The organism is Winogradskyella wichelsiae, from assembly GCF_013403925.1.
GTDB classification, from domain to species: domain Bacteria; phylum Bacteroidota; class Bacteroidia; order Flavobacteriales; family Flavobacteriaceae; genus Winogradskyella; species Winogradskyella wichelsiae.
On record NZ_JABFDJ010000001.1, the window covers coordinates 735,123 to 748,449 of the forward strand.

The 13,327-nt window shown below is 31.8% G+C and carries 14 protein-coding genes and 1 tRNA gene; 6 read left to right on the plus strand and 9 right to left on the minus strand.

The window, feature by feature from the left end:
• Positions 1-133: 133 nt before the first annotated feature.
• The 6 genes from HM985_RS03185 to HM985_RS03210 all read right to left on the minus strand — a co-directional run bounded on the left by HM985_RS03185 (position 134) and on the right by HM985_RS03210 (position 3,711).
• Positions 134-844, minus strand: a complete 711-nt coding sequence (locus tag HM985_RS03185) for a 2,3-bisphosphoglycerate-dependent phosphoglycerate mutase (RefSeq protein WP_179374840.1) — start codon at positions 842-844, stop codon at positions 134-136.
• A 38-nt stretch (positions 845-882) separates the two neighbouring features.
• A complete protein-coding gene (locus tag HM985_RS03190; protein ID WP_179374841.1) occupies positions 883-1,701 on the minus strand; it encodes a DUF1269 domain-containing protein in 819 nt (272 codons plus the stop codon).
• A gap of 275 nt (positions 1,702-1,976) precedes the next feature.
• Positions 1,977-2,363: a hypothetical protein gene (locus HM985_RS03195; protein ID WP_179374842.1), complete on the minus strand. Its 387-nt coding sequence runs from the start codon at positions 2,361-2,363 to the stop codon at positions 1,977-1,979.
• Between the two features lie 39 nt (positions 2,364-2,402).
• On the minus strand, positions 2,403-2,768 hold the full coding sequence (locus HM985_RS03200; protein WP_179374843.1) for an arsenate reductase family protein: 366 nt from the start codon (positions 2,766-2,768) through the stop codon (positions 2,403-2,405).
• Between the two features lie 9 nt (positions 2,769-2,777).
• On the minus strand, positions 2,778-3,002 hold the full coding sequence (locus HM985_RS03205; protein ID WP_179374844.1) for a hypothetical protein: 225 nt from the start codon (positions 3,000-3,002) through the stop codon (positions 2,778-2,780).
• Positions 3,003-3,629: 627 nt separating this feature from the next.
• Positions 3,630-3,711, minus strand: a tRNA-Leu gene (locus HM985_RS03210).
• Between the two features lie 144 nt (positions 3,712-3,855).
• On the opposite strand from HM985_RS03210, the gene HM985_RS03215 reads away from it, so the two are divergent.
• Complete coding sequence (locus tag HM985_RS03215) at positions 3,856-4,797, plus strand: ribose-phosphate pyrophosphokinase (protein ID WP_179374954.1); 942 nt, start codon at positions 3,856-3,858, stop codon at positions 4,795-4,797.
• A gap of 168 nt (positions 4,798-4,965) precedes the next feature.
• Positions 4,966-5,586 carry a 50S ribosomal protein L25/general stress protein Ctc gene (locus HM985_RS03220; RefSeq protein WP_179374845.1) on the plus strand — a complete coding sequence of 207 codons (621 nt, stop codon included), beginning with the start codon at positions 4,966-4,968 and terminating at the stop codon, positions 5,584-5,586.
• 81 nt (positions 5,587-5,667) lie between these two features.
• Here the strand turns inward: HM985_RS03220 and HM985_RS03225 are convergent, their stop codons facing one another.
• Together HM985_RS03225 and uvrC are read right to left on the minus strand one after the other, a co-directional pair.
• The gene (locus HM985_RS03225) at positions 5,668-7,905 is read right to left on the minus strand and encodes a patatin-like phospholipase family protein (RefSeq protein ID WP_179374846.1); all 2,238 of its coding nucleotides are present in this window, start codon (positions 7,903-7,905) and stop codon (positions 5,668-5,670) included.
• Between the two features lie 49 nt (positions 7,906-7,954).
• On the minus strand, positions 7,955-9,754 hold the full coding sequence (uvrC, locus tag HM985_RS03230) for an excinuclease ABC subunit UvrC (RefSeq protein ID WP_179374847.1): 1,800 nt from the start codon (positions 9,752-9,754) through the stop codon (positions 7,955-7,957).
• A 79-nt stretch (positions 9,755-9,833) separates the two neighbouring features.
• On the opposite strand from uvrC, the gene HM985_RS03235 reads away from it, so the two are divergent.
• From HM985_RS03235 to HM985_RS03250, 4 genes are read left to right on the plus strand one after another with little or no spacing between them, the layout of a single operon-like run.
• Complete coding sequence (locus HM985_RS03235; protein WP_179374848.1) at positions 9,834-10,262, plus strand: ATP-dependent zinc protease family protein; 429 nt, start codon at positions 9,834-9,836, stop codon at positions 10,260-10,262.
• Entirely contained in the window at positions 10,259-11,134 is an 876-nt protein-coding gene (gene rimK, locus HM985_RS03240; protein ID WP_179374849.1) for a 30S ribosomal protein S6--L-glutamate ligase, read from the plus strand. The genes HM985_RS03235 and rimK overlap by 4 nt, the downstream gene beginning before the upstream one ends.
• Before the next feature lie 25 nt (positions 11,135-11,159).
• Positions 11,160-12,128 (plus strand): succinylglutamate desuccinylase/aspartoacylase family protein, encoded by a 969-nt coding sequence (locus HM985_RS03245; protein ID WP_179374850.1) that lies wholly within the window; start codon positions 11,160-11,162, stop codon positions 12,126-12,128.
• Complete coding sequence (locus tag HM985_RS03250) at positions 12,125-12,688, plus strand: 5-formyltetrahydrofolate cyclo-ligase (RefSeq protein WP_179374851.1); 564 nt, start codon at positions 12,125-12,127, stop codon at positions 12,686-12,688. Before HM985_RS03245 ends, HM985_RS03250 begins: the two co-directional genes overlap by 4 nt.
• Here HM985_RS03250 and HM985_RS03255 read toward each other — a convergent pair.
• Positions 12,642-13,307, minus strand: a complete 666-nt coding sequence (locus HM985_RS03255) for a lipoprotein signal peptidase (RefSeq protein ID WP_179374852.1) — start codon at positions 13,305-13,307, stop codon at positions 12,642-12,644. The two genes, HM985_RS03250 and HM985_RS03255, sit on opposite strands and share 47 nt — an antisense overlap.
• Positions 13,308-13,327: the final 20 nt, after the last annotated feature.

Sequence of the window (13,327 nt, forward strand, 5' to 3'; positions counted from 1 at the left end):
ATTGTTTTTCTTAAATGAGTTGATACTTAAAGGTATTGGAATCGAAGTCTAATAGGTTACCTTTTGCTTAAATAGATTATTTTTTATGAAACTTTAACAAGGTAATAGGCATGGTGTTAATATTTTTAATAATTTAAATTACTATTTCGCTCATTTGTTCTAACTGATGATGCTCTTTTAAATTCATACCCCTGTCAAATTCATAGACGTTTAAAATCCCTGTTTGTACTTCTACAGTTGAAATTTCGGATGCCGGAATATTTAAAATTTCGGTCATTAATGCGCGAATAGAATTTCCGTGTGCAGCAACCAAAACGGTTTTGCCTTTTACTAATTCAGGAACTATCACTTCAAAATAATATGCTACAGTTCTTTCTTTAGTTTGTTCAAGAGATTCTGTTGTTGGCAGTTCGCTTGCAGTAAGCTGACTGTATTTAGAATCAAACTTAGGATAGCGTTCATCATCTATAGATAAAGCAGGAGCGGAATCGCTGTACCCTCTTCTTACGTTCCAAAAGAGATCTTCCCCAACCTCCTTTTCTACTTCGTCTTTATTTTGGCCTTGCCAAGCTCCGTAGTGTCTTTCGTTTAATTTCCAGCTTTTAATAAAATCGATGTATGATATATCTGCTGTTTCCATAATTATAGAAGCTGTTTTAATGGCTCTTTTTAGGTAGGATGAAAAACAAATGTCAATATTGATTTTTTGATCTCTAATAAGTTCTCCTGCAATTTTGGCTTCTTCAAGTCCTTCTGGTGCAAGGTCTACATCGGTCCATCCGGTAAATATGTTTTTCATATTCCAGATGCTTTTGCCATGTCTGACTAATATTAGCTTTCCCATTCTTAATTTGAATTTTAGAACTTTTTATTTCTTCATTATTAATCCATAATGTCTTCACCTAGCGCATTATGCAATTGGTATAATTTCTCTTCTTCTCTTTTAATGCGTTTTCGAAGTCTATTTTTACGTGCTTTTTGATAAGAATTAGACATAGAATCTTCATAGTTGTGAAGACGAGACTCTAACTTTTTAATTCTATTTTTTGTTTTGCTCTTAAGACTATTTAACGCGGATTTTCTTTGTGCTTCTAATATTTCGATTTTAGTGTTTCGTTGAATTTTTAGATGGTCAATTTTCAATTTAATATTATCTTTTTCTTGAGCTGTTGCTACTTTAAAATTTTCGCGTTCTTCTTCAATTTTCTCTTCTAAATCTTCAATTTCGTCATTAATAAAATTATCATATTCTAATTGAGCTTCACTTCTTATAATTTCTGAACTATAAGATTTCAATGCTTCATCGATAAACATAGGGTCATCTTCAGTAACCTCTGCTATGATAGCAATAGTACCTATCGTCATTTTATGACTTACATTTTTGATAAATTGATTTTCGAATTTGAAATGACTAATGTCCCAATAAGCACCAAAAGCGGTTCCTGTGTAGAGACCAATAATAAATCCTATTGGCCCCGCCAAAGCACCAGTAAAACCACCTAAAGCCATACCTGTAAATGTCCTCCAACCCTCACTATCTGTTTGATTTTTTAAAACTTTGTATTGATTGTTTTCTGTTTTTCGAATTATAATATGCTCATAGAGTGTAATATCTCCATAAGAATCTAATTCTTTAATTTGGTGTAAAGCATCTATCGCTTTTGCTTCTTCCTTAAAAGGAATGACGATTATATTTGCCATGATATTAGGTTTTAAAATGTTACTAATGATTCAACTTTTTATCTAATTGAATTAGTTATACTTCAAAATTAATGAGTTAATACACCGATCGCACTGACCTAAATCAGTACTAAGCGTTTTTATTATAATTTTAACAACAGCTTTTAAATCACTAACTAAACTAGTTAATAAAACAGGACCTCTTTTTTATAAAAAAAAGAGGTCCAAACAAAATAAACAACTATAAAACTTGTCTTATTAAATAGTAATGTGACATATAAATAATAATTAACGTGCTACATATACTGATCCAAAAACAAGAAAAATCCATTTTTAAGCGCTGTATAAATTTCTCGTTGAGCTTCTAAACGTTTTCTAAATATGATATGCTTTTTAGCCAACTCTGTATCTATGACATCTTTCGCTATTTTACTTTGTCTAGCGATACGAGTTTCATGGTCTTCTATAATTTCTTCTAAATCTTCAATAACACCTCCGTGAAGTACAAATTCGTTTTGATAATGCTCTAACTGCTTTAATACCTCTTTATTCGTCCATCGTGTTACGAGCTCACTTAATCTGTTATTGAAGGATCTTAATTCATCTTTCCAAAACTCTAATTCACCTCTCCAAAGTCGATGCTCAAAATGCATATTTGAGTTATATAAAACTTCTGTTTTCATGATATTATATATTTGAAAGTTTTTTTCTACTGAAAAGCATCAGATTTTATTGATATCAGTAGGTGTCTCAATTAAAACACTTTTGTCTCCTAATAATAAAATGGGCTGTTTCATAATTTCAGGATTATGTTGAATCATTTTTAACCAATCATCTGTAGAAAAGTTATGATGTTCAAATTGTTTATTATAAGCTGGATGTTCTTGATTTACTAAATTGGCTACAGTAAGTCCTAATCGTTTGGCTAATTCTACAATTTGTAATCCGGTAAGCTTTGTTTTTAAAAGGTCTACTTCTTTAACTATAATACCTTCAGCTTTTGCATACGCTAAAGTTTGCTTTGCTCTCACAGATTTAGAATTATAGAATAAGGTAATTTGCCTGTTTGATGTTGCTATTTCTCCCATAATTATTTTTTATAAAGTACTAGTTCTTATTTTTTCTTCCTTTAAATAATTTTCTAATAACACTTGTAAACTTTCTAAATACGCTTGCATAACCCCCTTGTCCATTTGTGGATGTTGGCTAACAGGTATCGTAATCGGGTTTTCATCTAATGAGCGGTAAAGCTCCGGGTAATCTATTTCAATTGTTGTTGTGAGTGCTGTGATCGCTGTTAATATGTTTTGTAGATTTTTCATTAGGCTTAATATTTAAAAGATTCAAAAAACAATAACTCATTATCTTATACTCTAATGATTGATTTTTTTTACCAACAACTCATCTTTAATCATACACGCCGTAATATTAAAAACATCTTTTCTATGAGATCTAAAGTTTTTAATAATTGAATAAGACCATTTTCTAGTTTTTCAGAGATATGATGAAGCTGTTTTATTTACTCTAATTAGTAATACGTCACATTGTTTATCTACTTTAAATAGGTTGACTTCAATCTATTGAACAAGTTCAATATTTTATTTTTTTTATGCCCTTAAAAAATATTTACCAATTAAATGTTGAAGAAATTTTAAGTCCTCTGTATAGCATAACCTATCAGTTTACCAATGTTCTGCTAACACATATAATTGTTGCCAATTTGCTAATTAAATAAAATTAGCTTTTAGTCTCCATCTAAAAATTTAAATAATTATAGCATTTTACACTGTAAAGATAGTTGAGCTCTTTTGGTTACAAAATGACCTAGATCAGTTAGAAGCATGAATTATAGTAGTGCAGAAAATATAAATAAAGAAGTATATAATAGCCTAAACAGCAGAGCTAAAAACAAAAAAACTCTATAAAAACAGCGTTTTATAGAGTTGTTGTACTCAAGGCGGGAATCGAACCCGCACGTCTTGCAACATTGGATTTTGAATCCAACGTGTCTACCAATTCCACCACTTGAGCAATTTCGGACAGCAAAAGTAGGCAATTATTTCTTTCAATGAACAAAAAAATAGTAGGTTTTATAATTTTTTGAAGCAAAATAATTTTCTAAATTTGGCATCACGTAAAAAACACAACACAACACAACTAAAACCCTATAAACAAATGCCTTACGAAACCACAGAAGCCAAAATTTTCACTTGTGCTCAAAGTCAAGAATTAGCTGAGCAAATTGCTAAAGCGTATGGCGTTAAATTAGGTAACGTTATTACGTCTACCTATAGCGATGGTGAATTTCAACCATCTTACGAAGAGTCGATTCGAGGAACACGTATTTTTATTATTGGGTCTACACATCCTGGACCAGAAAACTTAATGGAAATGCTTTTAATGATTGATGCCGCTAAACGCGCATCAGCAAGACACATTACAGCTGTTATGCCTTATTTTGGTTGGGCTAGACAAGACAGAAAAGACAAACCAAGAGTTCCTATTGCTGCAAAATTAGTTGCCAAAATGCTAGAGGTAGCTGGCGCAACTAGAATTATTACAATGGATTTACATGCGGATCAAATTCAAGGTTTCTTTGAAAAACCAGTAGACCACTTATTTGCATCTACAGTATTTTTACCTTATTTAAAAAGTTTAAATTTAGATAACCTTACGATTGCTTCACCAGATATGGGTGGATCAAAACGTGCGTATGCTTACTCTAAAGCTTTAAAAAGCGATGTTGTAATCTGTTACAAACAACGTGCAAAAGCCAATATAATTTCTCATATGGAACTTATTGGTGATGTTACGGGCAAGAACGTTATCCTTGTTGATGATATGGTAGATACAGCAGGAACACTTACTAAAGCAGCCGATTTAATGATGGAACGTGGTGCTTTAAGTGTAAGAGCAATTTGTACACACCCTATTCTATCTGGTGACGCTTACGAAAAACTTGAAAACTCTAAACTTGAAGAATTAATTGTAACCAATTCTATTCCTTTAAAACAACAGAGTAAAAAATTAAGAGTATTAAGTTGTGCTAATTTATTTGCAGAAGTAATGCAAAATGTACACCACAACAAATCTATTAGTAATAAGTTTGTAATGTAAAACGCCCTTATTTCAATCTGCTTATTTACCCTTTTAAGGATTTAAAAGTTTAATAAATAAGCTAGTAATAAAAAACAAGCAACTTACACTAGTATTCTCATATAAAATTTCTAAATTTGCACCCCTCAAAATGAGGGAATTAAAATTTAACAAACAAACATTTCAAAAATGAAATCAATTACAATTAACGGATCTCAAAGAGAAAGCGTAGGCAAAAAGGCAACTAAAGCCTTACGTAATGCTGGTCAGGTTCCTTGCGTTATATACGGAGGAGACAAGCCATTACATTTCTCATCACCAGAATTGGCATTTTCTAAACTTGTATATACAGCTAGCGCTCATACAGTTGTGATTGCCTTAGATAACGGTGTAGAATACAGTGCAATTATGCAAGATATTCAATTTCACCCTGTAACAGACAAAATTATACACATCGATTTCTATCAAATATTTGATAATAAAGAAATCACTATGGAGATTCCTGTACATACAGTAGGATCTTCTAAAGGTGTTATGAATGGTGGTAACTTAAGAATGCCTTTCCGTAAACTTAGAGTAAAAGCTATTCCTTCTAAACTTCCAGATTTTGTTGAAATAGATATTTCTTCATTAAAAATTGGTAGCAAACTTTACATCACTGAAATCGGAAACGAAGACTACAAATTTGTACACCCAGACAACACTGTTGTTTGCCAAGTAAGACGTAGTAGATTAGCCGTTGTTGATGCTGATGATGACGAAGAAGAAGAAGATGGAGCTGAAGAAGCTGCTGAAACAGCACAAGAATAAATAATATTATTTATTGTATATAAAAAGACGATCTGAAAAGATCGTCTTTTTTTTGTGCTTAATTGTAACTCTATAAGATTATTAAAACCAGAAACCAAGATTAAAAAACCAATAGCTTTTACCTATATCAGGTGAGTAGCTATACTTGGCCTCTAAAGGTCCTAAAAAAGTTTCTAATGAGTAACCAACAGCATAACCACTATACTTCAGTAGGTAAATAAATTCTCCGCTATCAAAAATACCATCATCAATATTTGCGTAGTTTGCTGCTAATGAAACATGATGGTTTTTAAAAAACTCGTAGTCTAAGGTAAATGTAGATTTTAAAAAACTATCTCCAGTTAGAGCTAAATAATCATAGCCATAGAACGAAGAAAAATTATTTATAAAATTAGACCCATAACCTCCAATTCCAAAATCTAAGGCGTTCGTAGATTTATCTCCGATCTTGAAACCACCACTAGCCTCAGTTTTCAAAGATAATTTATCATTAAAACTAAAGGCGTAACCAAGATCTGCTTTCGCGATTGAAAAATCTAAAAAACTAGTATTAAAGCCAGAAGCATCTAAATACAGATGAAAATTACCATTAAAGTAAAACCCACTTTTTGGAAAATGGAAATTATCATAATTATCAAATTTTAGGTTACCAAATACACTAAAATAATCAGTGTTTTCAAAAACGATCTCATCATCTTCAGCTTCATCTAAGATTGTTTCAGACGTTATTTTAAGACGCTTATGCTCAGCACCTAATCTTAAAGCAAAATCTTTTCTAAATATAGTTTGAAGATATATCTGGTTTGTGAAATCAGACATTTCTACATCAACTTTATTTAAGTTATCTATTAACGGTGACTCTTCTTCTAAAACTAAACTAGAAGCAACACTTTTATTAAACTGGTTGTAGCGCGATTTTAAACCGACACTAATATAAAACCCTTTATCTATAAAATAATCAAAATTATATCGTGAGTTATCTCCTAGAATAACATCTAGTGAAGCAATATCATTATTAAACAGTAATTTCTTTTTGGTTAGGTTAGCTAGTATAGCGCTTTTATAAAGCCCGTCGTAATGAATACCCAATCGTAAAAACGTCGTCGTTTTAGATTCTACAATCTTACCTACAAAATTATATTCTGCTTCTTTATCTGTAGGTTTTAAATAATACCTGAAAGTATCAAAATTATTGGTTGCCATAAGATTATTTATGCCTTGTCTAAAATCTGAATAACTTATTTTTTCATCTCCTTGAAACTTCAATCTCCCCAACATATAAGATCTAGTGTAGCGCTCATTTCCATCTAAATTAACACCAATAATCTTAAGGCTATCTAAAACTTTCTGTTCATTATGTGCTTTATAATTAGGTTGTCTACTTTTTACATCTTGAAGTTTGTTGAGTTGCGTTCTAGCTGCAGATTCACCATGAGCGATAATATCTTTTCCTTCATCAAAAGATATTAATGAAAAAGTAGAAATATCTGGTTTAATATAAATATCTACCAATTCTGCTTTGCTTTTCATAGCATTGATCGTACGAAAATTATTAATTTGCAATAAGATATCTGGAGCAGATTTTAAAGCTTCACGGTCTTTAAGTCCATCTTGAACATCGACACCTATAATAACATCCATGCCTTTAGCGCGCAATTCTTCTACAGGAAAATTATTAGTTACACCTCCATCTATTAAAACGTTACCATCTATAACAACAGGTTGAAATAATGAAGGTAATGCTCCGCTCGCCGTAACAGCTTCTGCTAGTTTTCCTTTATCCATAATTAAAGACGCACCAGTTTCCATGTTTGTAGCAATACAAAAAAACGGAATTGGCAACTTACTAAAATCATTAATATTGCTCACAGGAAGCATTAACTGATACATTAAATTATAAACATTCTGCCCACGAGATAATGCCGAAGGAAGTGAAATTTTAAACTTATCAAAAGGGAGGTTAACGACATATTTTTGAGCACTTTCTCTTTCGTAAAATGATTTAGAAGCTCTTGGAAAATCATCATTGATTAAAGCATCAAAATCTTGAGATTCAAAGATTTCTTCTAATTGTTTACCAGAATAACCTGAAGCATATAAGGAACCAATCATAGCCCCCATACTTGTACCTGCGATATAATCTATGTTTATTTTTAAACTATCTATAACTTTTAAAACACCTATATGCGCAAATCCTTTTGCACCACCACCACTTAAAACCAAACCAATTTTAGGTTCTGATTGGGATGTACTGTTTTGTGCTTTTAATGAAAAAAGTACAATTAAAAATAATAATGCTATGAGATGGTTTTTTTTCATTCTATTTAACCTATATGAACAAAGCCCAATAGGAATATCTTTTTTAACACTAGGTTTCTTCTTTATGATAATAATTATATACTTTGCTTGCTCTAGACACTCCTACAACAGCTTCCAATTCATCTAACTTAGCGTTAGCAATTCGTTTTACAGTTTTAAATTGCTTCATTAAATCAACAATAGTTTGCTCCCCAACTCCAGAAATGTTTTCTAATTCTGTAGTTAAAGCACCTTTACTTCTTCTATTTCTATGATGTTCTATTCCAAAACGATGCGCTTCATTTCTTAAAAATTGAATCACCTTTAATGTTTCACTTTTCTTATCCAAATATAAAGGAATGGGATCATCTGGATAAAACAATTCTTCCAATCTTTTAGCAATACCAATAATGGCAATGGTATGACGCAAACCTAAAGCGTCTAAACTTTTTAAAGCTGATGATAATTGTCCTTTACCTCCATCAATAATAATAAGCTGTGGCAAAGGTTCATCTTCATCTAACAAACGTTTGTAACGTCTATAAACAACCTCTTCCATAGATGCAAAATCATCAGGACCTACAACTGTTTTAATATTAAAATGACGGTAATCCTTTTTACTCGGTTTTCCGTTTTTAAAAACTACACAAGCAGCAACTGGGTTTGTTCCTTGAATGTTAGAGTTATCAAAACATTCAATATGTCTTGGTTCTTCAGGTAATAGTAAATCTGCTTTCATCTGAGCCATAATTCGGTTAGCATGCCGATCTGGATCTACAATCTTTATCTGCTTCATCTTATCCATGCGGTAATACTTAGCATTTCTAACAGATAAATCTAAGATACTCTTTTTATCCCCAAGTTTCGGAATTGTTATTTTTATATCATCTCCTAAATCAACCTTAAACGGGACATAAATTTCTTTTGAGTTAGAATTAAAACGTTGTCTAATCTCTGTTATCGCTAACGCCAATAACTGCTCATCAGTTTCTTGTAGTTTCTTTTTTAATTCTAAAGTATGAGATCTAATAATAGAACCATAACTCAACTGTAAAAAATTAACATAAGCATAGCCTTCATCACTTACAATTGAAAACACATCGACATTACTAATCTTAGGGTTTACAATGGTAGACTTGGCTTGATAATTTTCTAAAACTTCGAGTTTTTCTTTTATTTTTTGTGCATCTTCAAATTGCATGGCCTCTGCATGCTGACGCATCTGAATTCGAAATTGTTGTAAAGAATCTTTAAAATTTCCTTTTAAAATTTCTCTTATAGCAATAATATTAGCCTGATATTCTTCTTCTGTTTCATAACCTTCGCAAGGTCCAAGACAATTTCCTAAGTGGTATTCTAAACAAACTTTATATTTTCCTGAATTAATTTTAGATTCAGACAAATCATAATTACAAGTTCTTAATTGGTACAACCCCTTTATTAAACCTAACAGTGTTTTTACAGTTTTCATGCTGGTGTAAGGTCCAAAATATTCAGAGCCATCTTTTATAACACGTCGTGTTGGAAATACGCGAGGAAAACGTTCTTTCTTAATACAAATCCAAGGATAAGATTTATCATCCTTTAAAAGCACATTGTATTTAGGTTTATACTTTTTTATAAGATTATTTTCGAGCAGCAATGCATCGTTTTCAGTGGCTACAACAATATGCTTTACCGAAACAATATTTTTAACTAAAACGCGTGTTTTACCATAATCGTGATGCTTGTTAAAGTAACTGCTTACCCGTTTTTTTATATCTTTAGCTTTTCCGACGTAAATTAAACGCTCATCTGCATCAAAATATTGATAGACACCTGGCTGGTGCGGAAGGGTTTTTATTTGTATGTCTAATGGAGATTCTGGCATTTAATCAAAGGTAATAATAACTATGTATATTTAATGCACTTTATGATTACCTTGCGCCTCATTTTTATAAAATTTAAACATGACAAAAAAAACCTTAGGCCGTGTTGATAAAGTCGATTTCCCCGAATTAAAACTCAACACAATCGATGTTAAAATAGATACAGGCGCTTATACATCTGCCATTCATTGCTCTAAAGTTAGAGAACAGGATGGTAAACTTTACTGTATTTTTGAGAGTAAAGGACATCCTAATTTTAAAAGTGACGAAGTTGTTTTTGACACTTATACCTATACCGATGTTAAAAGCAGTAACGGTTGTAAAGAAAACCGTTATAAAATAAAAACAACTGTAATATTCTTTGGAAAAAAGTATAAGATTAACCTAACTTTAAGCACTAGAGCTGACATGAAATTCCCAGTGCTTATCGGTCGTCAGTTCTTAAAACATAAATATTTGGTCGATGTCGACCTAGAAAACGAATCTTTTAAACAAACCCTAATTAAATGAACATAGTAATTCTTTCGCGAAATGCAGAACTCTATTCTACCCAACGATTAATCGAAGAAGGCGAAAAGAGAGGTCATAAAATTGAAATTATTGATCCTTTAAAATGCGACATTATTATAGAAAAGGAAAAACCAACCATTTATTATAAAGATCGTTACTTAGATTATGTTGATGCTATTATTCCTAGAATTGGAGCGTCAATAACTTTTTACGGTTGTGCTGTAGTAAGACAGTTTGAAGAAATGGGTGTTTTTACTATTGCGGCATCTGATGCTATTACGCGATCTCGTGATAAATTAAGAAGTTTGCAACGTTTAAGTAAAGCAGGTATTGGGATGCCAAAAACAGTTTTTACTAACTATTCTAGAGATGTTGAAGAAGTTATTAATTACGTTGGTGGAACTCCTGTTATTATCAAATTATTAGAAGGTACACAAGGGCTTGGTGTTGTTTTAGCTGAAACTAAAAACGCGGCAGAATCTGTATTAGAAGCCTTTAATGGTTTGCAAGCCAGAGTTATTGTACAAGAGTTTATTAAGGAGGCTAAAGGTGCCGATTTAAGAGCTTTAGTTGTAGACGGGCAAGTTGTTGGTGCTATGAAACGCCAAGGTAAAGAAGGCGAATTTAGATCTAATTTACATCGTGGTGGTTCTGCCAATATTATAAAATTAGATGAAGATGAACTGAAGTTAGCTATGAATGCCGCTAAAGTTTTAAAACTACCTGTTTGTGGTGTAGATATGCTACAATCTTCACGTGGTCCTTTATTATTAGAAGTAAATTCTACTCCTGGTTTAGAGGGTATTGAAGGTGCAACACATAAAAATATAGCTAAAGCAATTATTACATTTATTGAGCGTAATAGGAAATAACGTCCACAGGACATAAAGTATTTACATGAACGAACCAGATATATTACGAATTTTAGGAAAAAATGTAGGTTTAGGGCAAAGTGCTAAAGTAAGTTTTAATGTCGCAAAATTGCATACTCAAAACACTATTGATGTTCCGGTAATTATTGAACGTTCTAAAAAACCAGGTCCTGTTATTTTAATTTCAGCTGGAATCCATGGAGATGAAATAAATGGTGTAGAAATTGTGCGCCAAATTATTTCTAAAGGAATCAACAAACCAAAACGAGGAACTATAATTTGTATTCCAGTAATTAACGTTTTTGGCTTTATTCATCTCGACAGGGAATTTCCTGATGGTCGCGACCTCAATCGTGTTTTTCCGGGGACTAGCGGTGGCTCGCTAGCAAGCAGAGTTGCTTTTAAATTAGTAACCGAAATTTTACCGCACATAGACCTTGTTTTAGATTTCCATACGGGTGGAGCAGACCGATTTAATTCGGCGCAAATACGAATCATAAAAGATAACGATCGACTAGAAGAATTGGCTAATGTTTTTGGTGCTCCTTTTGTTTTATATTCTAAAAACATTAGCAAATCTTTTAGAACAACGTGCCAAAAATCAGGAATTCCTATTCTTCTTTTTGAAGGTGGAAAATCATCAAACATTGATAATACCATTACCAATTCTGGTGTTAACGGCATTAAACGTGTTTTAAATCATCTTAATATGCTAAGTCGAAATTTTAAAGTTTCTGACCCAAAAAAACCTTGTATATACGTCCTAAATAGTAAATGGATACGAGCGCATTATTCAGGTATGTTTAAAGCTATTGTAACTATAAATTCTGAGGTTAAAAAAGGTGATATCTTAGGAAATATTACGGACCCATATGGTAGTTTTAATTACTTTGTAAAAGCACCAAACGATGGTTACGTTTTTAATATTAACGAATCTCCAATTATATACCAAGGAGATGCTATTTTTCATATTTCGACAAAAGTTAGAGCATGAAAAAATCAGAACTTCGTAAAAAATATAAACAGTTAAGAAAAGAGCTAACTGAAAATAAAGTAGAAGATTTTAGTCTTGAAATCGCTAATCAATTATTAAAATTAGACATCTGGAATAAAACCTTTTTTCATCTCTTTTTAACTATTGAAGAACAAAAGGAAATTAACACCGATTACATTTTAAACATTCTTTCTGGGAAGGATAAGAATATCATTATCTCTAAAAGTAATTTTGAAGATTATTCCATGACGCACTACCTGCTTATGGATAACACCAGAATTAAAAAGAATAAATACAACATTCCAGAACCAGTTGAGGGCATAGAAATTCCATCATCGCAATTAGAAGTGGTTTTTATACCGCTTTTAGCTTTTGATAAAACAGGACAAAGAATTGGTTATGGAAAAGGGTTTTACGATCGCTTTTTAGCCAATTGCAAACCAGAAACTTTAAAAATCGGCCTGTCTTTTTTTGATGTTGAAAATGAAACGTTTGAGGCTTTAGAAAACGATATTAAATTGGATTATTGTGTAACTCCAAATCAGGTGTTTCAATTTTAGCAGGTTCTTCAAATGCTTTCTTATTAAACACAATTAAAATGCCTATTCCTGTACTAATGGCCATATCGGCAACATTAAAAACAGGATCGAAAAAAGAAAAATACTTACCGCCAATTAAGGGCAAATTATCTGGCATTACACCACTCCAAATAGGAAAATATAACATATCTACCACATTACCATGAAAAACACCAGCATAACCACCGTTTTCAGGTAAAAATGTGGCCACTTGCATTATACTGTCATTGAATAAAACACCGTAAAAAACAGAATCTATAATATTACCTAAAGCTCCTGCAAAAATGATTGAAATAGCAAACACCAAGGTTTTAGATTTCTTTTGCTTAGTAACATTTACCAACCAAAACCCAATACCTGTAACAGCGACAATTCTAAATAATGTTAAAAACAATTTTGCTGATCTATCGGAAATTAAAGTGGTAAAATCACTCAATTTGGTTCCCCAAGCCATGCCGTCGTTTTCGATAAAAGCAATTTTAAACCAAGAAAAAACAGTAACATCTTCACCTAACTGAAAATGAGTTTTTATATAAATTTTACTGATTTGGTCTATCAATAAAATTAAAATAACGACAAATGAGGCTTTCTTTAAAGACATGCAATGATTTTAAGTAAAAA

Coding starts and splice junctions, on each gene's coding strand:
- HM985_RS03245 (WP_179374850.1), top strand. CDS start 11,160: ATGAACGAACCAGATATATTACGAATTTTAGGAAAAAATGTAGGTTTA.
- HM985_RS03200 (WP_179374843.1), bottom strand. CDS start 2,768: ATGGGAGAAATAGCAACATCAAACAGGCAAATTACCTTATTCTATAAT.
- HM985_RS03255 (WP_179374852.1), bottom strand. CDS start 13,307: ATGTCTTTAAAGAAAGCCTCATTTGTCGTTATTTTAATTTTATTGATA.
- HM985_RS03205 (WP_179374844.1), bottom strand. CDS start 3,002: ATGAAAAATCTACAAAACATATTAACAGCGATCACAGCACTCACAACA.
- uvrC (WP_179374847.1), bottom strand. CDS start 9,754: ATGCCAGAATCTCCATTAGACATACAAATAAAAACCCTTCCGCACCAG.
- HM985_RS03250 (WP_179374851.1), top strand. CDS start 12,125: ATGAAAAAATCAGAACTTCGTAAAAAATATAAACAGTTAAGAAAAGAG.
- HM985_RS03195 (WP_179374842.1), bottom strand. CDS start 2,363: ATGAAAACAGAAGTTTTATATAACTCAAATATGCATTTTGAGCATCGA.
- HM985_RS03220 (WP_179374845.1), top strand. CDS start 4,966: ATGAAATCAATTACAATTAACGGATCTCAAAGAGAAAGCGTAGGCAAA.
- HM985_RS03190 (WP_179374841.1), bottom strand. CDS start 1,701: ATGGCAAATATAATCGTCATTCCTTTTAAGGAAGAAGCAAAAGCGATA.
- HM985_RS03215 (WP_179374954.1), top strand. CDS start 3,856: ATGCCTTACGAAACCACAGAAGCCAAAATTTTCACTTGTGCTCAAAGT.
- HM985_RS03225 (WP_179374846.1), bottom strand. CDS start 7,905: ATGAAAAAAAACCATCTCATAGCATTATTATTTTTAATTGTACTTTTT.
- HM985_RS03185 (WP_179374840.1), bottom strand. CDS start 844: ATGGGAAAGCTAATATTAGTCAGACATGGCAAAAGCATCTGGAATATG.
- HM985_RS03235 (WP_179374848.1), top strand. CDS start 9,834: ATGACAAAAAAAACCTTAGGCCGTGTTGATAAAGTCGATTTCCCCGAA.
- rimK (WP_179374849.1), top strand. CDS start 10,259: ATGAACATAGTAATTCTTTCGCGAAATGCAGAACTCTATTCTACCCAA.